Here is a 21,884-nt window from a genome sequence, read left to right on the forward strand (position 1 = left end):
CATGTCCCCGACCGCGTCCGACGGCGCACCACTGGACGTCATCGCCACGTCCCTGCGCCGGGAACGCGCCCGCGCCGGGCTGTCCCTCACCGAGCTCGCCAAACGCGCGGGCATCGCGAAGTCCACGCTCTCCCAGCTGGAGTCCGGGACCGGGAACCCGAGCGTCGAGACGATCTGGGCGCTGTGCGTCGCGCTCGACGTCCCGTTCTCGCGAGTGGTCGAGCCCGAACGTCCTCGCGTGCAGGTCATCCGCTCGGGCAGTGGGCCGACGGTGTTCGCCGAACACGCCGACTACGCGTGCACGCTGCTCAGTTCCTGCCCACCCGGTGCCCGGCGCGACGTCTACCTGATTCGCGGCGAGCCCGGGAGGCCCCGGCTTTCGGATCCGCATATGAGCGGCATCGTCGAGCACATGGTCCTCAGCGCCGGGCGGGCCAGGGTCGGCCCGCAGGACGACCCGGTCGAACTGCTGCCCGGCGACTACATCTGTTACCCCGGCGACGTGCCGCACATCTTCGAGGCGCTCGAACCGGGCACGTACGGCGTCGAGATCGCGGAGTACACCTGATCAGGCGGCCGGCTCGTCGGCCTTCTCTTCGGTGACATCAGCGAGCTTCCAGCCGCCCTTCCGCCGCAGCACCAGGAGGTAGTACCCGATCGACAGCAGGGCGACGCAGGCCGTGACGATCAGGCTCGGCCGTCCGACCGCCGGGTCGAGCACGTTCTGGTAGACCACGAACACCAGCACGGCCAGCGCCAGCACGGGCGCGACAGGGAACCACGGCATCCGGTACGCGGCGTGCGCGGTCGCGCCGGTGCGGCGGCCGACGATCGCGCCGAGACAGAGCGCCGCGTAGACCGCCACGATCGACGTGCTCGTCACCACCAGCAGCAGTTTCGGATCGACGAAACAGAGCAGCGCGGCCACCAGGCCGGTACCGACGGTGGCCACCCACGGCGTCCCGAACTTCGGGTGCACCGCGGCCAGTGCCCGGTTGACCGGCGACGGCCACGCGCGGTCGCGGCCGCTGCTGAACAGCATCCGCGAGCTGATCAGCACGATCGCCAGCACCGCGTTGATGATCGCGAGCGCGACGGCCAGGCCGAGCACGGTGTCGAGGGTTCCGCCGCCGACCGAGCCGATGAAGTAGGACAGCATGTTCTCCGAGGCGAACAGCGCGTTCAGATCCGGCGCGCCGAGCAGGACCGCGGTCACCGGGATCAGTTCGGCCAGCACCGTGATGCCGAGCGCCATCAGGATCGCGCGGGCGATCCCGCGGGAGGCGTCCTGTGTCTCCTCGCCGAAGTACACCGCCGATCCGTAGCCGTTGTAGGCGAAGATCGCGACCGACGTGGCGATCGCGATGGCGCCGACGGTGGCCGGGCCGCCGTCCGAGGCGACCGGATGCGCGAGCAGCTCGGTGAACGAACGCGCCGGGTTCAGCAGTCCGAGCGCGCTGACCACGATCAGCGCGAGGATCTCGATCGCCAGGAAGATCCCGGTGACCCAGGCGTTGAGCTTGATGTCGAACACCCCGACCCCGGCCGCGACCACGCAGGTCATGGCGGCGATCACCGAACCGGGCACCCCGGGGAGGAGCACGCCGAGATAGGTGCCGACACCGAGCGCGATCACCGCGACGATGAGCACCTGCGTGATGATCATCAGGCCGAGTACGGCGAATCCGGGCAAGCGGCCGAGCGTGCGGGTGACGATCGCGTACTCGCCGCCCGCCAGCGGGAACGCCGACGCGAGCTCGGCGTAGACGAAGGCCATGAACACGCCGACGACCGCGGCGGCCAAGAAGCTGTAGAAGGCGCCCGTACCGGCGCCGGAGATCACCCCCGGCGCGATGATGAAGACCGACGAGGCTGGGCTGATCGCGGAGAGCGTGATGAGCAGCGTGCCGAGGGTGCGCAGACCGCGGCGTAGGGCGGGAGTGGACACGGCCGACCTCCTGGAAGGTGGTTCTTTGAGTCTCCTTCGAAGAACTGTTGAGCACGCATCAAAGGCCCTTCACCCTGTGACGTCAAGACCTGATCGCGCTCAGCACTTGCGTTTTTCGAACGAGATTCGAAGAATGAGACCATGGCGAGACCGAGCAAGGCACCGGAACGACGGGCCGAACTGATCGAGGTGGCCAGACAGGCCGTCCTCGACCGCGGCGTGCTGAACCTGCGGCTGCGGGACATCGCCGAGGGGGCGGGCCTGTCGTCGGGTTCGGTCCTGTACTACTTCCCCACCCTCACCGACCTGCTCCAGGAGGTGCAGCGTGAGGCGGTGGCGCGGTTCTGTTCGGCGAGGGAACTGGCCGCCGGCGCGAAGCCGAGCCCGGCCGGACGGCTGCTGGCGATGATCCGCAGTGGCCTGCCCACCGGCCCTACGGACGAACTCTGCGTACTGCTCTACGAACTCGGCACGATCGCCCGCCGCGATCCCGTGTACGCCGCCCGGCACATCACGCTCTACGAGCAGCAGGTCCGGATCTACACCGGCATCCTCGAAGCGGGCGCGGCCACCGGCGAGTTCACCTTGACCGCGGACGCGGTGTCGATCGCGCGGAACCTCGTCGCGCTCGAAGACGGCTACGGCCTGCACCTCACCCAGGCCGTGCCGACGCTGGAAACCGCGACAGCCGAAGCGATGCTGCTCTCCTACGCCCGCACAGCCACCTCGAACCCCTTGGAGGACCGTTCATGACCCGCGCCCGTGACCTGGGTATCCCGCTGCCGGGCCGGACCGGCGAGCACAACGCGCTCACCGACGTCCCCGGCGTCGAGATCGGTTTCACGACGCTCGTCGAAGGCGAATCGGTGCGCACCGGCGTCACCGCCGTGCTGCCGCGCGGGCACGAGGATTTCGCCGTGCCCTGCGCGGCCGGGACGTACGCCCTCAACGGCAACGGCGAGATGACCGGCACCGCTTGGCTGGCGGAGACCGGGTCGCTGACCTTGCCGGTGCTGATCACCTCCACGCACGCCGTCGGCGCGTGCCATCGCGGCGTGATCGACTGGGTGGTGCGCGAACGGCCCGACGTCGCGGCCGAATGGCTGTTGCCGGTGGTCGCGGAGACCTGGGACGGCTACCTGAACGACAGCACCGCGCCGACCATCCACAGTGGACACGCCATCGCCGCGATCGACGCCGCGCGGACCGGGCCCGTCGACGAAGGCTCCGTCGGCGGCGGAACCGGGATGATCTGCTACGGCTATAAGGGCGGCACCGGCACGGCCTCCCGCGTGGTGTCCTATGGGGACGACGAGTACACCGTGGGTGTCCTGGTACAGGCCAACTTCGGCTCGCGCCGCGAGCTCACCGTGGCGGGTGAGCCCGTGGGGCTGGAACTCCGCGCCGACAACCCGATGGAGGAGGAATGGTCGGCGCCGTCGGGCGCGGGGTCGGTGATCGTGATCGTGGGCACCGACGCTCCCCTGCTGCCCGGCCAGTGCACGTCGCTCGCGCGCCGGGTCCCGCTCGGCCTCGCCCGCACCGGCACCACGGGCTCGCACTTTTCCGGCGACCTCTTCCTCGCGTTCAGCACGGCGAACCCGGGCTCGCTCACCAGCCGGTTCCCGCGGACGGAAGAGGCCGAGTACGAGAACCTCCGGTTCGTCCCGTGGGGCAGGCTCGACCCGTTCTTCGAGGCCGTGGTCCAGGCGACCGAAGAGGCGGTGCTCAACGCGCTGTTCGCGAACAAGGAGATGACCGGCCACCGAGGTCACCGGGTCCCCGCGGTGCCGGAGGCGCACTGGCGCGGCTGATCCGGCACGGCTTCGTGCACGCGGTGACTGTCCGGAGCGGATCGGTACCGATGTGCGTTCGGACAACAGAAGATCTTTGTTCGGGCAAACGCATTGACCTTCCCCTGGCGACGCTGAAATCTGGAAGTCCGGATCAGCCTCCGCCGAGTTTCCCTGGGTCACCGGGAAATCCCCGAGAAGGTGCGAAAGAAAGGAACACGCAGATGAATGGTCTCGTGCTGCCCACCGCTTCCGACCTGGAAGCCGACCTGACCGACGTCCGATCCGCGAAGATCTCCGCCTATCACTTCCCCTTGGTCGAGGGCGAGGGAGCGCCGGAGTACAGCGAACTCAACGGCCGCTGATTCGCGTCGGGCCGGCGGCGGCGCGCCCTGCCGCCGGCCCGGTCGGGTTCCGATTCGCCTCCCGCACAGGGGAATGAGATGAAGACGATGCACCAGACGGCTCAGGCAACCGGGCAAGGAGAACCGAGTTCGGCCAAAGTGGTGTTCGACGGAACTCATCGGAGCCGCCTCCCCGAAGAGACCTGGCGGTGGATCAAGCCGAAACTGCCGCGGCTCGTCATCACCCGTGTCGCCGACGTCACCTGGCTCGACGAGATCGGGATCCCGGTTTTCCAAGCGGTCAGGCCGAATTCGTTCACCCTGTCGGTTTCGCAAGGCAAAGGAAACAGCCGCGAGCTCGCCCGGGTTTCGGCGGCGATGGAAAGTGTCGAGCTGTGGCACGCGGAAAATCCCCTGAAGCCCTCTACACAGACGGGTTCGGTCTGCGAGGTGGAGCCGCTGGTCGGATACCGGGTTCACGAACTCGCTTTGGCGAGCCGGAACTACCTCAACCCCGACACGAGACTGTCTTGGCGGACCGCGCACCTGGTCGACGGCGGTGGAGAGTCCTTGGTGCCGTCGGATTTCGTCCGGCTGGACTATCGGTGCGACGAGCGGTGGTCCCCGCCGCTGTTCCGGTCCAGCAGCAACGGACTGGCCAGCGGGAACACGCTGGACGAGGCGCTGCTGCACGGGATGTACGAACTCGTGGAGCGCGATTCGATCGCGCGGGTCGCCCGGGAGGGGACGCCGAACCTGGTGGACGCGGAGACCGTCGGCGACCCCGGGCTGATGGGCCTCCTGGAGCGATATCGCGCGGCGAAAGTGCACGTCCAGATGAGCTTCTTGGCGAACCCGTATCGAATCCCGGTCTTCAGCGTACTGATCTGGAGTGACGCGTTCCCCGCGACTTTCGCCGGTGCCGGCGCGCACTCGGACGCGGCGGTCGCTCTGTCGCGCGCGCTCACCGAAGCCGCGCAGTCTCGCGCCACGGCCATCGCGGGGGCACGGGACGACATCGGCAAGGCTCCGTACCGGGAAGCCCGCGTCTTCGGGGTCCGGCGTTCGTCGGACTCTCCGCCCTTCGAGGGCCAGGACAATCCGGCGATCGCCTTCGACGCCATCGAGTCTTCCGCGCTCCCCACTCTCGACAGCGAAGTGAAAAAGGTCGCCGAGAGAATCCAGCTGGTGACCGGTCACGCGCCCTTGTACGTCGACTTGACGCAGCCTGAAATCGGGGTGCCGGTGGCACATGTCGTCTGCCCCGGCACTTCTCTGCAGCTTCACTGAACTCGGAGCGGAGGATCATGCCTCGTTGCCTTCTCTTCATCGGCCCGAGCCTGCCGGACGCGGCCGACCTGGTGCCGGACTCGGCGATCGAGGTCTTGCCGCCCGTGGCCGCGGGCGATCTCCTGCGGCTGTCCCTGGAGCCCGGCGACGTCGTCGGTATCGTCGACGGCTACTTCCACCAGGTCGGCACGGTCCGCCACAAGGAAATCCTGGCTTTGCTGAGCCACGGCGTCCGAGTTCTCGGCGCCGCCAGCATGGGCGCGCTCCGCGCCGCCGAACTGGACTCCTTCGGCATGGAAGGAATCGGCGGGATCTACGCGGACTACCGTGACGGGATTCTGGAAGCGGACGACGAGGTCACCCTGCTGCACAGCACGCCGGACGAGCGGTACCGGCCGCTGTCCGAACCGCTGGTGTGCCTGCGGGCCACCCTGTCGCGGGCGGTGGAAGACGGCGTTTGCGACAGCGGGACAGCGACACGTCTCGTCGCCACGCTGGCCGCCTGGCCATTCGGACGACGCTCCTACGATGGCCTGGTCACGGCAGGCCGGGAAGCAGGAATCGACGCGGATACCGTTCACGAGATCCGCCGGTACTGCCTGGCTCATCGTCTCGATCCCAAACGCGAAGACGCGTTGCTGCTGCTGGATTCCCTGCGTCAGGCCAGTCGAGCCGAGCGTTCGACGTCACCCGCTGTCGCGCCGGTGAACCGGACGTCCTTCCTCTGCTCGTGGCAGATCGCCGCGTCGGGTCTCGACATCGGCGACTCCCCACGCCACGGGCATCTCGGCGCACTGCGCGCTTGCCAGTTGTTCGCGGACGACTACCCCCGGTTCCACCGGGAACTGATTCTCCGCGCGCTGAAGACTGCCTGTGCCAAGGAATGTGGCGCGAATTCACCCGCCGCGGACGACGAGGATCTGGAACAGATCGCCCTCCGCCACGGCGAGCACCGCGGTCTCTACCGGCTCCCGGCCGACCCCTCCCGGCTCGAGTTCCTCACCCAATGGTCGACCCGAACCGAACGCGACACCCTGCTCCTGCCCGATCAGCTGGTCACGTTCCTCGTCCGCAGCTTTCGCGTGCACCCCGGGTTGACCTGGGACGAACTCGCGATCCGGCATCTGCGCCACCAACCTCCTTGGCAGGACGCGCGACACCTCGTCCAGCTGGCCTGGGACGTGAACGATCGCGTGTTCGAGGAGAACTGGGAACACGACATCAACGATCTCTCGTCCGAACGGATTCTCGATTGGTTCTCCCGACGCTGGGAGATCCCGAGTGCCGAACTCGAACTGGCGGCGATGGACCGCGGCATCGAATCGCTGGACAGCCTGACCATGGCGGGACGAGCCTTCTACCTGTTGGCGCGCTACAACCCGGATTTCGTCCATCTCGATCTCGACGTCTCCGCGGCGCGGGAAGTCCACGAGACGAGCGTCGTGCCCCTGACGCGTTAGAGCCAGTCCGCCTCGATGCCGTGTGCCCGCACCGTCTCCAGCGCCTCCTCGTTGCCCGTGTAGAGCAGCGTCATCGACTTCAGGTTGGGAAAGTGCCGCAAGTCGGCGAACTCGTCGACGTCGAACAGCGCGTCCTCGCCGTCCCAGTTCGGCGCGATCTCGAGGTAGATCTCGTTGCCGCCGTCCATCTCGATCTCGGTGATCTTCTCCGCGAGCTCGGCAGGGACCTCGAGCGCCGCGAAGTAGGCCAAGGCCTCAGGCACCGCCTCGACACTCCCGCCGTCGTAGGTGAAGCCCTGCTCGGCGGCGTACTCCCGCAGGTCGAACCTCGGCAGGAGTTCCTGGTTGTACATCAGCTCTTGGACCACGGCGAGCTTGAAGTTGGTGTCGGCGAACGGGATCGGCTGGCTCATACCCCGAACCTTACAAACGGCGGCGCCGCCGTGGTCCGAAATGGACAGAACCCTCAGTCATCCGTTCCGGCCACGCGGTCACGGAGCCGCGTGTGCATGCCGCGACCGAGCGGCCTGCCGGCCAGACTCAGGACCGGCCCGAGCGGTCGAGTGCCCGGCACGCGGAGCGCGCCGAGGAACGCGAAGCGCGTCCCGGCGCCTTCGGCGACAGCGGCCATCCCGCCGACCACCCGGCCGCTCTGCATCACGCACCAGCCGGGCCGCAGGGCGATGTCGAAGGAGTCCCGAAGCCCGAAGTGGCCCGTGATGTCGGCGACCAGGTCTTCGCCGTCATCACGGACGATCCGCACCGAACGGATGGTGCGCAGCAGCCGCGGCAGCTCGTTTTCCAGGTCCGCCGCGACCGCCCAGACCCGTTCGAAGGGCGCGTCGAGCACAGTCTCGGCGAGGAACGCGCCGGGCAGGGCCGCGGCCAGTACCCGCATCCGGGCGACCGCGTCGAGTTCGGTGACCGGCCAGCTCATCGGTCCCACTCCTTTCGGAAGCTTTTCCGCGCGCGGAAGAGCCGCGACTTCACCGTGCCGGCAGGCACCCGCAGCAACTCCCCCGCCGCCTGCTCGTCGAGACCTTCGACGTCGCGGAGCATCAGCACCGCGCGGTGTTCGGGGCTCAGCCTGTCGAGCACGTCACGGATGTCGACGGCGAGCTCCGGATCGCCGGCGGCCGGGACTTCGGCGAGTTCGGCGGGAACGACCCGCCGAGCCCGTTTCGCCACCCGCACGGCCTCGCGGACCGCGATCGCGCGCGCCCAGCCGAACACCGCGGCGGGCTCGGCGAGCCGCGGCAGACTCCGGAAGATCGCGATCAGCGCCTCCTGAGCGGCGTCGGGCCCGTCGTCCAGCGCGATCGGGCCGCACAACCGCCCGACGTACGGCGTGAGCAGGCTGAGCAGCTCCTGCATGGCGAGCGCGTCACCACGTTGGGCGGTGCGCACAAGCTCGTCGAGTTCGGGCATTCGCCTCCTCACCTAGCGGGATCCCGACTGACAGAGGACGGCGAACCCCGGATGGTTCCCGGGACGCAGGTCACATTTCCGCCGGGAACGTCCTCGGCTCGCCGCTCCTCTTTCGGTCAAGAACGCCGAAGGAAAGGACACGCCGATGAGACCGTTCCCCGAGGTAGCCGGGGTCAGGCACCGGTTCGTGGACGTCGCCGGTCTCCGGCTGCACGTCGCCGAGGCCGGTACCGGAACGCCGGTGCTGATGCTGCACAGTTTCCCGCAGCACTGGTACGCCTGGCGCCAGGTGCTCCCCGGCCTGGCCGAACACCACCGCGTACTCTGCCCGGACTTCCGGGGCGCGGGCTGGTCGGATTCGCCGAAAACCGGCTACGACACCCAGACTCGCGTCGACGACCTGATCGGCCTGCTGGACGCGCTGGGGCTGGAGCGGGTTTCGCTCGTCTCGCACGGCTGGGGCGCGTGGACCGGCTTTTTCCTCTGCCTTCGCGCGCCGGAACGGATCGAGAACCATCTCGCGCTCAACATGACGCATCCGTGGCCGGACCGGGCGGCGATCCGCGCACAGGCCTGGCGGTTCTGGCACACCGCGCTCTGGGAGTACCCGCTGCTCGGATCGGCGGTGTTGCGGCACTGGCCCGGCTTGACCGGACTTCTGCTTCGCCGCTGGGGCGCGGCGGACGACGCGATCGCCGAGTTCACCGAGGACAGCCGCCTGCCCGCCCACGCGCGAGCGGGCCAGGCCCTGAACTGGCAGTTCGTCGTCCACGACCTGCGCCGGCTCCGGCGCTACCGTGAACTTCGGCTGAACGTACCGACCGAAATCCTCGTCGGCGGCCGGGACGTCCTCGTGCCGCAGGCCTTCCTGCGCGGTGGTGAGCGGTACGCGGACAACCTGCGCGTCCGCGTACTCGAAGACTGCGGGCATCTCATTCCCGAGCAGCGGCCCGACGCGGTCGTTTCCGCTGCCCTCGCCCTGTTCGCCGACATCCGGGGGCGCTACTGAGCCGACACCCGGATCTCGGCACGGTGCACGCGGATCCGCTTACCCGCCCGGCGGGCCCGCTCGACCCACCCGCTGCGACCGGCCTTCAGCATCTGCTCGGTCCGGTAGTCCACCTCGGCCAGTACCCCAGCGAGCAGAACGTCGTTGCTGTTCATCACTGTTTCTCCTCAGGAACTCACTACCTCGTTCGGTAGTGACCAGATTCGTCCTGAGGGGTGCCTTCCAGCATCGGGTGATCACTACATACCGGCGCGGATCGACCCCTTACCCTCGCTCAGCGCCTGCTCGGGAGCCGTAAGGGGTCCGGACACGGCCGGGTCAGAGCCAGTCTGCTTCGATGCCGCGCGCCCGCAACGTCTCCAGAGCCTCGTCGTTGCCCGTGTAGAGCAGGGTCATCGACTTCAGGTGGGGAAAGTGCTCGACGTCGGCGAACTCGTCGACGTCGAACAGCCCGTCCTCGCCATCCCAGTTCGGCGCGATCTCGAGGTAGATCTCGTTGCCGCCGTCCATCTCGATCTCGGTGATCTTCTCCGCAAGCTCGACGGGGACCTCGAGCGCGTCGAAGTAAGCCAGCGCCTCGGGTACCGCCTCGACGCTCCCTCCGTCGAAGGTGAAACCCCGCTCGGCGGCGTACTCCCGCGGGTCGAATTTCGGGAGGAGATCCTGGTTGTACATCAGCTCCTGGACGACCGCGAGCTTGAAGTTGCGGTCGGCGAACTGGATCTCCGGACTCATGCCGCGAACCCTATAGGCGGGAACGACACCGCCTATAGGGTTCGAACACACCCTCGGACGGCAACCACGTTTCCCCGCCAAAGTGATCCACGATGTGGCTATGATCGACTCGTGGTGCGATTCCACGGTGTGGCCGTATAGTCGGCCGGTTCCGCCGAGGGGGTGGAACGACCCGGTGTGATTCCGGGACCAGGCGGTGAGACCCCGCGTCCCTGTGTCCGGCCATCGCCGGGCTTCCTGGGTACGGCGTCAAAACGGGGTGTTGATTCATGTTCACTGGGCGAATCGGCGAGCTTGGAGCCATCGAACAGATCAAAGGCGACGTGCTGTGTGTGCGGGCGCCGAAGAGCGCGGACCGCGTCCGCGACGGCGGATCAGCGTGCGTCAACGGAGTACGGCTCACCGTGCGGCCGGTCGACGGTGTCCTGGAGGCGGTGCTCTCCGCGGAAACCCGGCGCCGGTCGACGTTCGACGCGCTTGCCGCCGGCGACCCTGTCAACGTCGAGACGCCGCTTCAGGTCGGGGACCCGCTGGACGGTCACCTGGTCCAGGGCTACGTCGACGCCGTCGGCAAGGTCATCCGGATCGACGACGAAGGCGATGCCCGCCGGATCTGGCTCCGGCCGCCGCAGCGTTTGCTGGACAGGCTGCTCGCGAAGTCCCCGATCGCCCTCGACGGCGTCAGTGTCACCATCGCAGAGGTCCTGCGTGACCGGATTTCGGTCGTGCTGCTCCCGATGACCCGCTCGGCCACCACCCTCGGCGATCTGAAGGCCGGAGACCGGGTGAATCTGGAACTCGACCTGGTCGGCCGGTTGGCGGAGAAGGCCCCTCTGTCGGCGGTGGGCAAGGCATTGCCCCGGCTACCGTGGGCCGGTCGTGTCGACGGACGCGCCGGTGTGGAGAAGGTGGTGCGCCAGCTCGCCGCCGGTGGCGGTGTCATCGTCTGGGACCCGGAAACCGAAGGCGAGGGCGACGTCATCTTCGCAGGCGCTCGTCTCCGACCCGAATCGTTCACCTTCCTGCTGACCGAGGTCTGCGGCTTTCCCGCGGTACCGTGCGCGCCGGAAGTGCTGCGACGCCTCGAAATCGCGGCGATGCCCGGCGAAGGCGACCGGCAAGGAACGGCTTGGTCGATACCGGTCGACCTGGCCGCGGGCACGGGCACCGGCGTCTCCGCGGCCGAGCGGGCCGCCACGGTGAGGAAACTGGCCGATCCGGACGCGACAGCCAAGGACTTTCTGCGTCCTGGGCACGTGTTCCCGCTCGCCGCTCGGCCGGGCCTGCTCGCCGACCGGTCCGGGCACACCGAAGCGACTGTTGCGTTGTGCACCGCCGCCGGTCTTCCTCCGGTCGGCGTTTGCTGCGAAGTGATGAACCCCGACGGCACGATGGCGGGCAGCGCCGACCTCGAAGTGGCGGCGCTGCGCTGGGGAATGCCCATGGTGGATTTGGCCGATCTGAAAGCGTGGCTCTGATGACCTCACTGACCCTCGAAGACGCCCGGAAGGGCCTGGCCGCGCAACCGTTCAGCGTTTTGCTCGGCACCAGGGTGGCCTCGTTCGGGAACGGCGCGGCGGCCCTGGAGCTCGACATCCGCGAGGATCTGTTGCAACAGAACGGCTATCTCCACGGCGGCGTACTCGCCTATGCCGCGGACAACGCGATCACCTTCGCCGCCGGGACGACGCTGGGACCGGCCATTCTCACCAGTGGATTCAGCATCGACTATCTACGGCCTGCCAAAGGAATCCGGCTCGTCGCGGAGGCGGTGGTCTTGCACAGCGGCCGCCGTCAAGCCACCTGCCGCTGCGATCTCCACGTGGTCGGCCAGGACGGAACCACGACGCTCAGTGCCGTGGCACAGGGCAGCGTGATGACCAGGAATGGCTCCACCCCCTGATTCAGGTACGGGACGGCCTGGGGCTTTCGAGAGCCCCAGGCCGTCCCGTAGGTGAATGCGCCGGGCTTTACCAGCCGCGCTCGGAAAGACGGTGCGGCTCGGGCACGTCGTCGACGTTGATGCCGACCATGGCTTCGCCGAGACCGCGCGAAACCTTCGCGATGACGTCCGGGTCGTCGTAGAACGTGGTCGCCTTGACGATCGCCTCGGCGCGCTGTGCCGGGTTGCCGGACTTGAAGATGCCGGAGCCGACGAACACGCCTTCGGCACCGAGCTGCATCATCATCGCGGCGTCGGCCGGGGTCGCGATGCCACCCGCGGTGAACAGCACGACGGGAAGCTTGCCCTTCGCCGCGACCTCCTTGACGAGGTCGAACGGGGCCTGAAGTTCCTTCGCCGCAACGTAAAGCTCGTCCTCGGGCAGCGAGGAAAGGCGGCGCAGCTCCGCGCGGATCTTGCGCATGTGCGTGGTCGCGTTCGAGACGTCGCCGGTGCCGGCCTCGCCCTTGGAGCGGATCATCGCCGCGCCCTCGTTGATCCGGCGCAGCGCCTCACCGAGGTTGGTCGCACCACAGACGAAGGGCACGGTGAAGGCCCACTTGTCGATGTGGTTCTCGTAGTCGGCGGGCGTCAGCACCTCGGACTCGTCGATGTAGTCGACGCCGAGCGCCTGCAGCAGCTGCGCCTCGACGAAGTGGCCGATGCGGGCCTTCGCCATGACGGGGATCGAGACGGCCTCGATGATGCCGTCGATCAGATCCGGGTCACTCATCCGGGCGACACCGCCCTGCGCGCGGATGTCGGCGGGGACCCGCTCGAGCGCCATCACCGCGACGGCGCCGGCGTCTTCGGCGATCTTCGCCTGCTCGGCGGTGACCACGTCCATGATCACACCGCCCTTGAGCATCTCCGCCATCCCGCGCTTGACCCGGGCGGTGCCGGTGAGCGAGGTGGTGGCCGTGTTCGTGGAGTCGTCAGACACTGCTGGACCTTTCGGAAAACGCGCGAGATGGGATGATGCCTCCGAGGGTAGGCCGCTTTTGGACCTCTGAAGCAGGCCAGTTCGCGGCGATTTCAGCAGTCCACTGGGTGATCTGGCGCGCACCCCGAGCCAGGGATCCAGCGGGCCAGGCCCTGTTCGAAGGCGAACAGGCCGTCAGGGTCGTACTTCCGCGCGACCCGCCGCAGCCGCGGCAGGCTGTCTCCGTAGTACGCCTTCGCCCAGTCCGGCATCTCAGGGTCGATGTAGTTGACGTATCCGGCCTGCCCGTACTCCCGGCCGAGCTCGTCCCGGACCCGGCCGATCACCTGCCGCGCCTTCGTCTCGCCGCCGTCCAGGCCACGGGTGATCTGGATGCTGCCCAGCGCGGACCGGTGCGGGAAGCACGACTCGCTCGAAGGCATCCGCGCGATCGCGCCGCCGTACGCGTCCACGATCGAGTACAGGTGAGGGTCGCTCGTCAGCAACGACGCCAGCGCGTCGGGGTCGGGCACCGGATGGGTCAGCATTCTCGAAGTGGCCACGTACTCCCCTCGCTGGTCGACAGCGGCGGGGAACTCGACCTGATCGGCGAAGGCGCGCATGGTGGCGAGGTGGCCCTGTTCGGTCACTTCACGGGTGAGCGGCTCGGTGCCGACACGGCGGACGAGATCGTCGAGCAGCGGATTCAGCTGCGCCGCCCGGCCCACGAAACAGCCGCCGCAGTTCACCGCGTCGGAGCCGAGGCCCATCCCGGACCACAGTTCGTCCGGCATCGCGGGCTGCCACTCCTGCCACGCCGCGACGAGGTCGGCGAGTACCGCGGGCGGGAAGGTCAGCGCGAAGTTCGTCAGCGTGCGCGCGGCCGCCGTCCTGAAGGTGAACGACGTGACGATGCCGAAGTTGCCGCCGCCACCGCCGCGCAACGCCCACAGCAGGTCCGGCGCGGTTTCCGCCGACACGAGCCGCAGTTTGCCGTCCGCACCGACGAAGCGGACGGACTCCAGGTTGTCGCAGGTCAGCCCGTATTTGCGACCCAAGACGCCGATGCCGCCGCCGAGCGTCAGGCCCGCGATGCCGACCTGCGGGCAGCTACCGGCCGGGAGCGCGCGACCCGCCGCCGCCAGTGCTTCGTACACCTGGCCGAGTACCGCGCCCGCCCCGATCGTCGCGCGACCGCCCGCCACGATCCCGATCGTGTTCAGCCGGGACAGGTCGACGATGAGTCCTCTGTCCACTATGGAATAACCCGCGTAGCCGTGCCCGCCCGAGCGCGCCGCTATCGGCACGTGGTGCCGCGCCGCGAAATCGACACAGCGCCGGACGTCGTCCTCGTTCGCACAGACCGCGATACCGGCCGGCAGCCGGTGGTCGTACAGCGAGAAGAATCCGAGCCGGGCTTCGTCGTACCCGGGTTCACCGGGCCGGAACAGCGTGCCCGACAACCGGGCGCGCAACCGTTCCCACTCGTCCCCGCCGCCGTGCCCGGGGAGCAACGCGGGCGCCGCCGCCAGCACCGGGACCGCACCTGCGAGCCGTAACACCGTTCGCCTGTCGAGCTCCATCGGTCATCCCCCACCGTCGGATTCGGTTCGGATTCGCCTCCGGGTGTCCGCCATCAAGCATAACGCCGGGTCGACATTCGGGGGGTCCCTCGCCGGTCGCCTTGCCGCGACGGGCGTCGCGGGTGTGTGATCGAGGACACACCTGTACGCGGCATCGTGTGGTGAGGAGACCGGCATGGTCGAAAAACAGAGCAAGAACGGAGACTCCGGGGCCGCCGTCGCTGTGGACGACCCGGCGAAAGTCCGCAACGTCGTCCTCGTCGGCCCGTCGGGATCAGGCAAGACGACACTCGCCGAAGCGCTGCTCGCCGCTTCCGGCACGGTGACACGGGCGGGTTCGGTCGTGGAGGGCACCACGGTCTGCGACCACGACCCCGCCGCGGTCCGGCAGCAGCGGTCGGTCGGCCTTTCGGTCGCGCCGGTGCTGCATCAGGACCACAAGATCAACCTCATCGACACCCCCGGATACGCCGATTTCGTCGGCGAGCTCCGGGCCGGGCTCCGCGCCGCCGACGCGGCGTTGTTCGTGGTCTGCGCCGCGGAAGGCGTCGACGCGGCCACGGTCGCGGTCTGGGAGGAGTGCGCGGCGGTCGGGATGCCGAGGGCGGTGGTCGTCTCCCGGCTCGACCATCACCGCGCCGACCCCGCGGGCGAGATCGCGGCCTGTCAGGAGGCCTTCGGCGCCGGCGTCCTCCCGCTGTATCTGCCCGCTCGCGACGGGCTCGTCGGCCTCATCACGCGTCGCTACTTCGACTACTCGAAGGGCTTCCCGCCCGAGATCGGGGAACCGGACGGCGCCGAGCTCACCCGGATGACCGAGGCCCGCAACGAACTGATCGAAGGGGTCATCGCCGAGAGCGAGGACGAGTCCCTGATGGACCGGTACCTCTCCGGCGAAGAGATCCCCGAGGACACCCTGATCGCCGACCTCGAAACCGCCGTCGCCCGCGGGTCCTTCCACCCGGTGATCCCGGTGTGCGCGACGACCGGGGTCGGGCTCGCCGAACTCCTCGACGGGATCGTGCGCGCCTTCCCCTCGCCGCTGGAGCACGTCCCGCCGGAGGTCACCTCACCCACCGGCGAACCGCACGCCGGTCTCCGCGCCGATCCCGACGGGCCGCTGGCGGCCGAAGTGGTGCGGACCGCGGTCGACTCCTACGTCGGCAGGGTGTCGCTGGTGCGGGTGTTCTCCGGGACACTGCGCCCGGAACGGCCGGTGCACGTCTCGGGCCACGGCCTCGCCGAGCGCGGTCACGAGGATCACGACGCCGACGAGCGGGTCGCGCACCTGTACTCACCGCTCGGCGCGAACCTGCGCGAAGTCCCGTACTGCGTCGCGGGTGATCTCTGCGCGCTCACGAAGGTCGGCTCGGCGGAAACGGGCGACACCGTCTCCTCGCCCGAGGACCCGCTGATCATGAAACCGTGGACGATGCCGGAACCGCTGCTGCCGGTCGCGGTCATCGCGAAGACGCGCAGCGACGAGGACACCCTGGCGCGCAACCTTTCCCGGCTCGTCGCGGGCGACCCGACGCTCCGGCTGGACCGCAACGCCGAGACCAGCCAGCTCGTGCTGTGGTGCATGGGCGAGGCCCACGCCGACGTCGTGCTGTCGCGGCTGCGCGCGGGAGGCGCCGACGTGGACACCGAACCCGTCCGCATCAGCCTGCGCTCGACCTTCGCCGGACAGGGCCGCGGGCACGGGCGGCACGTCAAGCAGTCCGGCGGTCACGGCCAGTTCGCCGTCTGCGACATCGAAGTCCAGCCGCTGCCGAGGGGTTCGGGCTTCGAGTTCGTGGACAAGGTCGTCGGCGGCTCGGTGCCCCACCAGTTCATCCCGAGTGTCGAGAAGGGCGTCCGTGCCCAGGCTCAGCGAGGGCTCGGCGACGGCCATCCGCTGATCGACATCCGGGTGACCCTCGTCGACGGCAAGGCGCACAGTGTCGACTCGTCGGACGCCGCGTTCCAGACAGCGGGCGCGCTGGCGCTGAAGGAGGCCGCCGCGGCGGCCAAGATCGCGTTGCTCGAACCACTCGAAGAAGTGGCGGTGCGGCTTCCGGACGAACATCTGGGCACCGTGCTGGGTGATCTCTCGTCCCGGCGCGGCCGTGTGCTCGGCACCGAATCGGGCGAGGGCGGCCGCACGGTCATCCGCGCCGAGGTACCCGCCGTGGAACTCCTGCGCTACGCGATCGACCTGCGTTCACTGACCTCGGGCACGGCGACGTTCACCCGCAGGCACGCCCGGTTCGAGCCGATGCCGGAAGGAGCGATCGCGAACTAGAACTCGAAGCCGCCCGGCCGTCCGTTCCGGTCGGCCAGCAGGCCTGCCACGGTGGCGACGGCGATCTCGGGCGGTGTGCGGGAGCCGATGTTCAGCCCGACCGGGCGATGCACGCGGGCGATCTCGCCGTCCGGAACGCCCAGCGCCTTCAGCGCGGCGACGTGCGGCCCGGCGTAGCGCGGATTGCCCAGCACCCCGACCCACCTGGCCGGGCGATCCAGCACGGCCTTGAGCACCTCGCCGAGTTCGGGCCGGTCGTGATCGGTGACGACCACGTCGGCGTCCGTTCCGAGTTCCGGCACCGTCGTGACGGCTTCGAAGCCGCCCTCGACGTCCGTCGCCCGTGCGCCGTCCGGCTCGAACAACACCGGCGTGTACCCGAGATCCTTGCCGTAGCGCAGGAGGAACGACGCCACCGGCGTCGCGAACACCGCCACCAGAACGCGATCGCTCACGGTTTCGTCCTCCTACAGGTCGGGTTCGGCGATTTCGAAGTATTCCGGGAGCCGGGCGGTACCGGCGAGGCCGAAGTACCGGACCTTCCGGCGCCGCCGCAGGTGCAGAGTGTCACGGACGGCGTCGTTGTGCACTCTCCGCGCGATGACGACGCGGTGCTCGGCGTCGGTCAGCTCCTCGGCCAGCGTCGGCGGCAAGGTCGCGCGGTCGACGCGTGCCAGCCGCAGCGTCAGTTCGCTCTCCTCGGCTTCGCGATCCGGCCTCTTCGCCCGCTCGGCGCGCTCGGCCAGCCCGCGTAGTTCGTCGTCACCCAGGATCGCGGCGGCCGCCCTCGCGACGACTGCCCGCCGCGCGAGTGCGGCGTCGAGCGCGGCCCAGCCCGCGTCCGTGCGGACGTGCAGCCTGTCCAGCCTGTTCGCCGTCGCGAGCAGGAAGAGTCCGCCCAGCACCACGATCGCGGCCGCCGGCCCGCCGATCCACACCCAGGTCGTCATCGGCTGAACTCGCGTTCGCCCGCGCCGACCCGCCTGGGGTCGGCGGCGATCGCGGTCTCGTACACCCGCAGGACCTGGGTGGTGACCACGGACCAGTCGAACATCGCGACCCGCTCCCCCGCGGCCGCCGCCAGCGACGCCCGTTGTGCCGGGTCGCCGAGCAGCTCACGCAATCCGTCGGCCAAGGCCGCCGCGTCGCCGGTTTCGGTCAGCATCCCGGCCTTGCCGTCGTCGAGGACCCGGCGGAACGAGTCCAGGCCGCTCGCCAGCACCGGGGTGCCCGCCGCCATCGCCTCGGTGAGGATCATCCCGAAACTCTCGCCGCCCGTGTTCGGCGCGCAGTAGACGTCGACGCTGCGCAACGCTCGCGCCTTCGTCTCGTCGTCGACCTGGCCGAGCAGCTCGATGTGCGGCGCCAGCTCCGCCCCCGCCGCACGCCGGAGCTGATCGGCGTCGCCGCGGCCGACGACCAGCAGCCGCAGCTCCTCGAACTCCGGCAGCAGCAGCCGCAACGCCTCCAGCAGCACCCCCATCCCCTTGCGGGATTCGGTGTACCGCCCGACGAACCCGACCGTGCCACCCGCTCGCGGGTAACCGTCCAGCGGGAGGGCGCGGGAGAAGAAGTCGACGTCGACGCCGTTGGGCACCTCGACCGCGTCACCGCCGGCGTGCTCGACCTGGACCCGGCGGGCCAGTGCCGAAACCGCGATCCGCGCGGTGATCTTCTCCAGCAGCGGGCGCAGCACCGGCTGGAACGCCGCGAGCGTGCGCGAACGCGTCGTCGCGGTGTGGAAGGTCGCCACGATCGGGCCGTCCGCGACCTTCAGCGCCAGCAGGGAAAGGCTCGGTGCGGCGGGCTCGTGCAAGTGCAAGACGTCGAAGTCGCCGTCGCGGATCCACCGCCGCACCCGGGCGTAGGACACCGGGCCGAACTGCAGCCGCGCGACCGAGCCGTTGTACGGGATGCCGAGCGCCTTACCGGCGGGGACGACGAAATCGGGGACGTCGGAGTCTTCGTCCGCGGGGGCGAGCACCGAGACTTCGTGCCCGCGCGACAGGAGCGCCTTCGCGAGATCGATGACATGTCCCTGCACGCCGCCCGGCACGTCGAACGAGTACGGGCAGACGATCCCGATCTTCATGACCCGTGCCTGAGCCATCGGGTTCAGCTCGCTTCGCCGAGGTCGGCCTGTTCCCCGGCTTCGAGGTCGGAGAGCCAGAACTTCTGCATCATGTGCCAGTCGGCCGGATGCGCGGCGATGTCCCCGGCGAAGATGTCCGCCAGCGCCTGGGTGGCCGCCGGGACCTCGGACCGGTTCGTGACCCGGATCCGCGGATGCAGCCGGATCTGCCAGCCGTCCTCGGTGAACCAGCAGCCCGCCGGGATCAGCGCGGCACCGGTGGTGGCGGCCAGCCGGGCCGGGCCGCCCGGCATGCGGGTCTGCTCGCCGAAGAACTTGACCGGCACCCCGGACTTCGTCAGGTCCCTGTCCCCCACCAGGCAGATCGCCTTGTTCTCCCGCAACCGTTTGAGCAGCACGCGCATCGCGGAGCTGTCGCCGGTCAGCGGCACGATCTCGAAACCGAGCGATTCCCGATAGGAGACGAACCGCTGGTACAGCGATTCGGGTTTCAGCCGCTCCGCCACGGTGGTGAAGCCGCCGAGGTAATCCGCGAGCCAGACACCGGCCGCGTCCCAGTTCCCGCTGTGCGGCAGCGCCATCACCGCGCCGTTGCCCTCGGCGAGGGCCGCGTCGAGGTTCTCCACCCCGGTGATCGACTGGGCGACCTTGCGGCTGACCTCCTTGTGGTCCATCGAGGGCAGCCGGAACATCTCGTGCCAATAGCGGGCGTAGGACCGCATCGCGCGGCGGGTCAGCTCGTCGAGTTCGACGCCGTCGGCCTGCGGCACGACCCGGGCGAGGTTGCTCCGCAGCTGGCGGACCCCGCCGCCGTCCCGCCGGACGGCGAGGTCGGCGCCCAGTCCGAAGGTCACCGCTCCCGCCGACTCCGGCAGCCAGCGCGCGAGCCGCCAGCCCGCCGCGTAGCCGAAGTCGCCGAGCCGCTGGGAGAACCCGCTCATGCCCCGCCCTCCGCGGCGGGTGGCCCGGCCGCCGTGGCCGCCCTCGCCGCCTTGGCCACCGCGGCTGTCCGCTGCAGCAGGGTGATCACCGAAAGCACCGCGAGGAGCCAGAGCGTGATGTCCACGGTGTACGGAACGCCCAGACCGTGCAGTCCGGTTCCCACGAGGGCGATGATCAGCCGTTCCGCGCGCTCGACGAGCCCGCCGTCGGCTTCCAGCCCGGAGGCCTCGGCGCGGGCCTTGACGTACGAGATGACCTGCGCGAGCACCAGGCAGATCAGCGCGGCGGCCGCGGCCGGGCGGTTGTCGTCGTGGACGAAGCACCACCACGCGATCGCGGCGAACAAGGCGCCGTCGACCAGCCTGTCGCAGGTCGCGTCGAGGACGGCCCCGAACGCCGTGCCGTACCCGCGGGCGCGGGCCATCGCGCCGTCGAGCAGGTCCAGCATCGCGAAGCCCCAGACGGTGAAGGTGCCCCACAGCAGCATGTCGTTGGGGAAGAACCCGAGCGCGCAGAGAACCGCCCCGGCCGTGCCGATGACGGTCATCGCGTTCGGGGTCAGACCGGCGCGCACGAGCACCTTCCCCATCGGGTCGGTGACGCGGGAAACGGAGGCGCGCGCGAAAATGTTGAGCATCGGTTCTTCAGGTGCACCTAAGCAGCAGGGTCGGGTGGCCGCCCGAAGCCTATCCACCCGCACCGACACCCGTCGTCGTGCCCGCCCTGGACCGGCTTCAGGTCAGTCCGCTTTGGCCAGTTCGGCCGTCTCCTCCAGGTCCGCGAGACTCTCTTCCCGCAGCGCCATTTCCGCCTCGGCGGCGGCGCATTTCGGCGACAGCCTGCCCAAAACGGCGGCGCTGATCTCCCCGAGTGCCTTCACCTGTTCGGGGGTCAGCGGATCGAAGAGACTCTCGCGGACGGCCTCGACGTGCCCGGGCGCGGCCTCCTCCAGTGCGGCGAAACCGTCGGCGGTGAGCACCGCCCAGGAACCGCGTTTGTCGGTGGGGCAGGACTCACGGCGCACCCAGCCGTTCGCCTCGAGCCGCGCGACAGCGTGCGAAAGCCTGCTGCGCGACGCCTTGCGCGCGTCGGCGAGTTCGCTCATCCGCAGCCTGCGGCCCGGCGCCTCGGACAGGGCGACGAGTACCTCGTAATACGTGTGGGGCATGCCCGCCTCATGCTGGAGCTGGCCCTCCAGATGCGCCTGCAGCATCCGCGTGGCAGCGGAGAAGTCGCGCCAGACTTTTTGCTCCTCGTCGGAGAGCCATCGGGGTTCGGACATGACGCCCATACTACCCCTGGTTGAGCGCTCAACCAAATTACGCTATAGTCATTGTTGAGCGCTCAATCAGACGAGGGTTCGCCACAGACTCACTCAGACTTTTGGAGATCGACAATCATGACCACCACCGAGATCCCGGGCTACGTCGCAGGCAAGTGGACGATCGACACCGCGCACTCCGACATCGCCTACACCGTGAAGCATCTCGGCCTGGCGAAGTCCCGGGGCAACTTCACCGCCTTCACCGGCGAGGTCGTCACCGCGGACAACATCCTCGACTCCTCGGTCACCGTCGAGATCGACGCTTCGTCGGTCGCCAGCGGTGTCGACGGGCGTGACACGCACCTCAAGTCGGAGGACTTCTTCCACGTCGACGAGCACCCGGTCATCACCTTCCGCTCGACCGGCATCCGCGAGGACGACGGCGACTACGTCATCGACGGCGAGCTCACCTGGCGCGGAAAGACCGTCGCGGTCTCGCTCGAGGCCGAGTTCAACGGCATCGGCACCAACCCGGCGAACGACAACGCCACCACCCTCGGCGTCTCGGCCAGCACCACCGTGAACCGCCGCGAATTCGGCATCGGCCCGGAGGGCAACGCCTTCCTGTCCGAGAAGGTCAAGATCGACATCGAGCTGCAGGCCGCTCTCAACGCCTGACCCGCTTTCGGCCTCGGCCCGGTGGGTCGTGAGTGGCGTTTCGGGTTCTAACCCGAAACGCCACTCACGACCACCTGGACCGAAAGCTCCGGTAACGATGTGAAGGCCCCCTTCCGTACTCTCAAGGTAGGCAAGGGGCCTTCACGTACTTCAGACTGTGCCCAAGAGCG

General features: G+C 69.1%; 25 protein-coding genes. 11 read left to right on the forward strand and 14 right to left on the reverse strand.

What is annotated here, in order from left to right:
• Window position 1: 1 nt before the first annotated feature.
• Entirely contained in the window at window positions 2-568 is a 567-nt protein-coding gene (locus tag ACFOSH_RS14175; RefSeq protein WP_378239307.1) for a helix-turn-helix domain-containing protein, read from the forward strand.
• Here ACFOSH_RS14175 and ACFOSH_RS14180 read toward each other — a convergent pair whose 3' ends face one another.
• A complete protein-coding gene (locus tag ACFOSH_RS14180) occupies window positions 569-1,948 on the reverse strand; it encodes an APC family permease (RefSeq protein WP_378239308.1) in 1,380 nt (459 codons plus the stop codon).
• Window positions 1,949-2,089: 141 nt separating this feature from the next.
• Between ACFOSH_RS14180 and ACFOSH_RS14185 the strand changes: the two genes are divergently transcribed.
• The 5 genes from ACFOSH_RS14185 (at window position 2,090) to ACFOSH_RS14205 (ending at window position 6,835) form a co-directional block, all read left to right on the forward strand.
• Window positions 2,090-2,701: a TetR/AcrR family transcriptional regulator gene (locus ACFOSH_RS14185; protein WP_378239309.1), complete on the forward strand. Its 612-nt coding sequence runs from the start codon at window positions 2,090-2,092 to the stop codon at window positions 2,699-2,701.
• The gene (locus tag ACFOSH_RS14190) at window positions 2,698-3,762 is read left to right on the forward strand and encodes a DmpA family aminopeptidase (protein ID WP_378239310.1); all 1,065 of its coding nucleotides are present in this window, start codon (window positions 2,698-2,700) and stop codon (window positions 3,760-3,762) included. The genes ACFOSH_RS14185 and ACFOSH_RS14190 overlap by 4 nt, the downstream gene beginning before the upstream one ends.
• Window positions 3,763-3,965: 203 nt before the next feature.
• A complete protein-coding gene (locus ACFOSH_RS14195; RefSeq protein ID WP_378239311.1) occupies window positions 3,966-4,106 on the forward strand; it encodes a hypothetical protein in 141 nt (46 codons plus the stop codon).
• 78 nt (window positions 4,107-4,184) lie between these two features.
• Entirely contained in the window at window positions 4,185-5,375 is a 1,191-nt protein-coding gene (locus tag ACFOSH_RS14200) for a YcaO-like family protein (RefSeq protein ID WP_378239312.1), read from the forward strand.
• Between the two features lie 17 nt (window positions 5,376-5,392).
• Window positions 5,393-6,835 (forward strand): TfuA-like protein, encoded by a 1,443-nt coding sequence (locus ACFOSH_RS14205; protein ID WP_378239313.1) that lies wholly within the window; start codon window positions 5,393-5,395, stop codon window positions 6,833-6,835.
• Here the strand turns inward: ACFOSH_RS14205 and ACFOSH_RS14210 are convergent.
• Genes ACFOSH_RS14210 through ACFOSH_RS14220 form a run of 3 tightly spaced genes read right to left on the reverse strand, consistent with a single transcriptional unit; the run spans window position 6,832 to window position 8,263 of the window.
• Window positions 6,832-7,248 carry a DUF6892 domain-containing protein gene (locus ACFOSH_RS14210; protein ID WP_378239314.1) on the reverse strand — a complete coding sequence of 139 codons (417 nt, stop codon included), beginning with the start codon at window positions 7,246-7,248 and terminating at the stop codon, window positions 6,832-6,834. The genes ACFOSH_RS14205 and ACFOSH_RS14210 overlap by 4 nt on opposite strands.
• 53 nt (window positions 7,249-7,301) lie before the next feature.
• A complete protein-coding gene (locus ACFOSH_RS14215) occupies window positions 7,302-7,772 on the reverse strand; it encodes a hypothetical protein (RefSeq protein ID WP_378239315.1) in 471 nt (156 codons plus the stop codon).
• A complete protein-coding gene (locus tag ACFOSH_RS14220; RefSeq protein WP_378239316.1) occupies window positions 7,769-8,263 on the reverse strand; it encodes an RNA polymerase sigma factor in 495 nt (164 codons plus the stop codon). The genes ACFOSH_RS14215 and ACFOSH_RS14220 overlap by 4 nt, the downstream gene beginning before the upstream one ends.
• Window positions 8,264-8,408: 145 nt before the next feature.
• Here ACFOSH_RS14220 and ACFOSH_RS14225 point away from each other — a divergent pair, with 145 nt between their 5' ends.
• On the forward strand, window positions 8,409-9,272 hold the full coding sequence (locus tag ACFOSH_RS14225) for an alpha/beta fold hydrolase (RefSeq protein WP_378239318.1): 864 nt from the start codon (window positions 8,409-8,411) through the stop codon (window positions 9,270-9,272).
• On the opposite strand, the gene ACFOSH_RS14230 is transcribed toward ACFOSH_RS14225, so the two are convergent.
• Entirely contained in the window at window positions 9,266-9,427 is a 162-nt protein-coding gene (locus ACFOSH_RS14230) for a hypothetical protein (RefSeq protein WP_378239319.1), read from the reverse strand. The two genes, ACFOSH_RS14225 and ACFOSH_RS14230, sit on opposite strands and share 7 nt — an antisense overlap.
• A 163-nt stretch (window positions 9,428-9,590) precedes the next feature.
• Window positions 9,591-10,007 carry a DUF6892 domain-containing protein gene (locus ACFOSH_RS14235; protein WP_378239320.1) on the reverse strand — a complete coding sequence of 139 codons (417 nt, stop codon included), beginning with the start codon at window positions 10,005-10,007 and terminating at the stop codon, window positions 9,591-9,593.
• Between the two features lie 269 nt (window positions 10,008-10,276).
• Between ACFOSH_RS14235 and ACFOSH_RS14240 the strand changes: the two genes are divergently transcribed.
• Window positions 10,277-11,485 carry a 3,4-dihydroxy-2-butanone-4-phosphate synthase gene (locus ACFOSH_RS14240; protein ID WP_378239321.1) on the forward strand — a complete coding sequence of 403 codons (1,209 nt, stop codon included), beginning with the start codon at window positions 10,277-10,279 and terminating at the stop codon, window positions 11,483-11,485.
• Window positions 11,485-11,910: a PaaI family thioesterase gene (locus tag ACFOSH_RS14245; protein WP_378239322.1), complete on the forward strand. Its 426-nt coding sequence runs from the start codon at window positions 11,485-11,487 to the stop codon at window positions 11,908-11,910. Before ACFOSH_RS14240 ends, ACFOSH_RS14245 begins: the two co-directional genes overlap by 1 nt.
• A gap of 67 nt (window positions 11,911-11,977) precedes the next feature.
• Here ACFOSH_RS14245 and pdxS read toward each other — a convergent pair whose 3' ends face one another.
• Both pdxS and ACFOSH_RS14255 read right to left on the reverse strand, forming a co-directional pair.
• On the reverse strand, window positions 11,978-12,892 hold the full coding sequence (gene pdxS / locus ACFOSH_RS14250; protein ID WP_378239323.1) for a pyridoxal 5'-phosphate synthase lyase subunit PdxS: 915 nt from the start codon (window positions 12,890-12,892) through the stop codon (window positions 11,978-11,980).
• Between the two features lie 92 nt (window positions 12,893-12,984).
• Window positions 12,985-14,454: an FAD-binding oxidoreductase gene (locus tag ACFOSH_RS14255; protein WP_378239324.1), complete on the reverse strand. Its 1,470-nt coding sequence runs from the start codon at window positions 14,452-14,454 to the stop codon at window positions 12,985-12,987.
• Window positions 14,455-14,629: 175 nt separating this feature from the next.
• On the opposite strand from ACFOSH_RS14255, the gene ACFOSH_RS14260 reads away from it, so the two are divergent.
• Window positions 14,630-16,738 carry an elongation factor G-like protein EF-G2 gene (locus ACFOSH_RS14260; protein ID WP_378239325.1) on the forward strand — a complete coding sequence of 703 codons (2,109 nt, stop codon included), beginning with the start codon at window positions 14,630-14,632 and terminating at the stop codon, window positions 16,736-16,738.
• Here ACFOSH_RS14260 and ACFOSH_RS14265 read toward each other — a convergent pair.
• The 6 genes from ACFOSH_RS14265 to ACFOSH_RS14290 all read right to left on the reverse strand — a co-directional run bounded on the left by ACFOSH_RS14265 (window position 16,735) and on the right by ACFOSH_RS14290 (window position 21,054).
• Window positions 16,735-17,193, reverse strand: a complete 459-nt coding sequence (locus ACFOSH_RS14265; protein WP_378239326.1) for an XdhC family protein — start codon at window positions 17,191-17,193, stop codon at window positions 16,735-16,737. The genes ACFOSH_RS14260 and ACFOSH_RS14265 overlap by 4 nt on opposite strands.
• A gap of 12 nt (window positions 17,194-17,205) precedes the next feature.
• On the reverse strand, window positions 17,206-17,688 hold the full coding sequence (locus ACFOSH_RS14270) for an NUDIX hydrolase (RefSeq protein ID WP_378239327.1): 483 nt from the start codon (window positions 17,686-17,688) through the stop codon (window positions 17,206-17,208).
• Window positions 17,685-18,830 (reverse strand): glycosyltransferase family 4 protein, encoded by a 1,146-nt coding sequence (locus ACFOSH_RS14275; RefSeq protein WP_378239344.1) that lies wholly within the window; start codon window positions 18,828-18,830, stop codon window positions 17,685-17,687. Before ACFOSH_RS14275 ends, ACFOSH_RS14270 begins: the two co-directional genes overlap by 4 nt.
• A 23-nt stretch (window positions 18,831-18,853) precedes the next feature.
• On the reverse strand, window positions 18,854-19,771 hold the full coding sequence (locus tag ACFOSH_RS14280) for a phosphatidylinositol mannoside acyltransferase (RefSeq protein ID WP_378239329.1): 918 nt from the start codon (window positions 19,769-19,771) through the stop codon (window positions 18,854-18,856).
• Window positions 19,768-20,409, reverse strand: a complete 642-nt coding sequence (gene pgsA / locus ACFOSH_RS14285; RefSeq protein ID WP_378239330.1) for a phosphatidylinositol phosphate synthase — start codon at window positions 20,407-20,409, stop codon at window positions 19,768-19,770. The genes ACFOSH_RS14280 and pgsA overlap by 4 nt, the downstream gene beginning before the upstream one ends.
• Window positions 20,410-20,511: 102 nt before the next feature.
• Window positions 20,512-21,054: a MarR family winged helix-turn-helix transcriptional regulator gene (locus ACFOSH_RS14290; RefSeq protein WP_378239331.1), complete on the reverse strand. Its 543-nt coding sequence runs from the start codon at window positions 21,052-21,054 to the stop codon at window positions 20,512-20,514.
• Between the two features lie 117 nt (window positions 21,055-21,171).
• Between ACFOSH_RS14290 and ACFOSH_RS14295 the strand changes: the two genes are divergently transcribed.
• Complete coding sequence (locus ACFOSH_RS14295) at window positions 21,172-21,714, forward strand: YceI family protein (protein ID WP_378239332.1); 543 nt, start codon at window positions 21,172-21,174, stop codon at window positions 21,712-21,714.
• Window positions 21,715-21,884 lie beyond the last annotated feature (170 nt).

Origin of the sequence: Amycolatopsis speibonae (genome assembly GCF_042647925.1) — a bacterium.
Classification (GTDB): domain Bacteria; phylum Actinomycetota; class Actinomycetes; order Mycobacteriales; family Pseudonocardiaceae; genus Amycolatopsis; species Amycolatopsis speibonae.

What these genes read in the sequence shown, in the direction of transcription:
- ACFOSH_RS14175 (WP_378239307.1), top strand. Translation starts at nt 2, where the DNA reads ATGTCCCCGACCGCGTCCGACGGCGCACCACTGGACGTCATCGCCACG.
- ACFOSH_RS14185 (WP_378239309.1), top strand. Translation starts at nt 2,090, where the DNA reads ATGGCGAGACCGAGCAAGGCACCGGAACGACGGGCCGAACTGATCGAG.
- ACFOSH_RS14190 (WP_378239310.1), top strand. Translation starts at nt 2,698, where the DNA reads ATGACCCGCGCCCGTGACCTGGGTATCCCGCTGCCGGGCCGGACCGGC.
- ACFOSH_RS14195 (WP_378239311.1), top strand. Translation starts at nt 3,966, where the DNA reads ATGAATGGTCTCGTGCTGCCCACCGCTTCCGACCTGGAAGCCGACCTG.
- ACFOSH_RS14200 (WP_378239312.1), top strand. Translation starts at nt 4,185, where the DNA reads ATGAAGACGATGCACCAGACGGCTCAGGCAACCGGGCAAGGAGAACCG.
- ACFOSH_RS14205 (WP_378239313.1), top strand. Translation starts at nt 5,393, where the DNA reads ATGCCTCGTTGCCTTCTCTTCATCGGCCCGAGCCTGCCGGACGCGGCC.
- ACFOSH_RS14210 (WP_378239314.1), bottom strand. Translation starts at nt 7,248, where the DNA reads ATGAGCCAGCCGATCCCGTTCGCCGACACCAACTTCAAGCTCGCCGTG.
- ACFOSH_RS14215 (WP_378239315.1), bottom strand. Translation starts at nt 7,772, where the DNA reads ATGAGCTGGCCGGTCACCGAACTCGACGCGGTCGCCCGGATGCGGGTA.
- ACFOSH_RS14220 (WP_378239316.1), bottom strand. Translation starts at nt 8,263, where the DNA reads ATGCCCGAACTCGACGAGCTTGTGCGCACCGCCCAACGTGGTGACGCG.
- ACFOSH_RS14225 (WP_378239318.1), top strand. Translation starts at nt 8,409, where the DNA reads ATGAGACCGTTCCCCGAGGTAGCCGGGGTCAGGCACCGGTTCGTGGAC.
- ACFOSH_RS14230 (WP_378239319.1), bottom strand. Translation starts at nt 9,427, where the DNA reads ATGAACAGCAACGACGTTCTGCTCGCTGGGGTACTGGCCGAGGTGGAC.
- ACFOSH_RS14235 (WP_378239320.1), bottom strand. Translation starts at nt 10,007, where the DNA reads ATGAGTCCGGAGATCCAGTTCGCCGACCGCAACTTCAAGCTCGCGGTC.
- ACFOSH_RS14240 (WP_378239321.1), top strand. Translation starts at nt 10,277, where the DNA reads ATGTTCACTGGGCGAATCGGCGAGCTTGGAGCCATCGAACAGATCAAA.
- ACFOSH_RS14245 (WP_378239322.1), top strand. Translation starts at nt 11,485, where the DNA reads ATGACCTCACTGACCCTCGAAGACGCCCGGAAGGGCCTGGCCGCGCAA.
- ACFOSH_RS14255 (WP_378239324.1), bottom strand. Translation starts at nt 14,454, where the DNA reads ATGGAGCTCGACAGGCGAACGGTGTTACGGCTCGCAGGTGCGGTCCCG.
- ACFOSH_RS14260 (WP_378239325.1), top strand. Translation starts at nt 14,630, where the DNA reads ATGGTCGAAAAACAGAGCAAGAACGGAGACTCCGGGGCCGCCGTCGCT.
- ACFOSH_RS14270 (WP_378239327.1), bottom strand. Translation starts at nt 17,688, where the DNA reads ATGACGACCTGGGTGTGGATCGGCGGGCCGGCGGCCGCGATCGTGGTG.
- ACFOSH_RS14275 (WP_378239344.1), bottom strand. Translation starts at nt 18,830, where the DNA reads ATGAAGATCGGGATCGTCTGCCCGTACTCGTTCGACGTGCCGGGCGGC.
- ACFOSH_RS14280 (WP_378239329.1), bottom strand. Translation starts at nt 19,771, where the DNA reads ATGAGCGGGTTCTCCCAGCGGCTCGGCGACTTCGGCTACGCGGCGGGC.
- pgsA (WP_378239330.1), bottom strand. Translation starts at nt 20,409, where the DNA reads ATGCTCAACATTTTCGCGCGCGCCTCCGTTTCCCGCGTCACCGACCCG.
- ACFOSH_RS14290 (WP_378239331.1), bottom strand. Translation starts at nt 21,054, where the DNA reads ATGTCCGAACCCCGATGGCTCTCCGACGAGGAGCAAAAAGTCTGGCGC.
- ACFOSH_RS14295 (WP_378239332.1), top strand. Translation starts at nt 21,172, where the DNA reads ATGACCACCACCGAGATCCCGGGCTACGTCGCAGGCAAGTGGACGATC.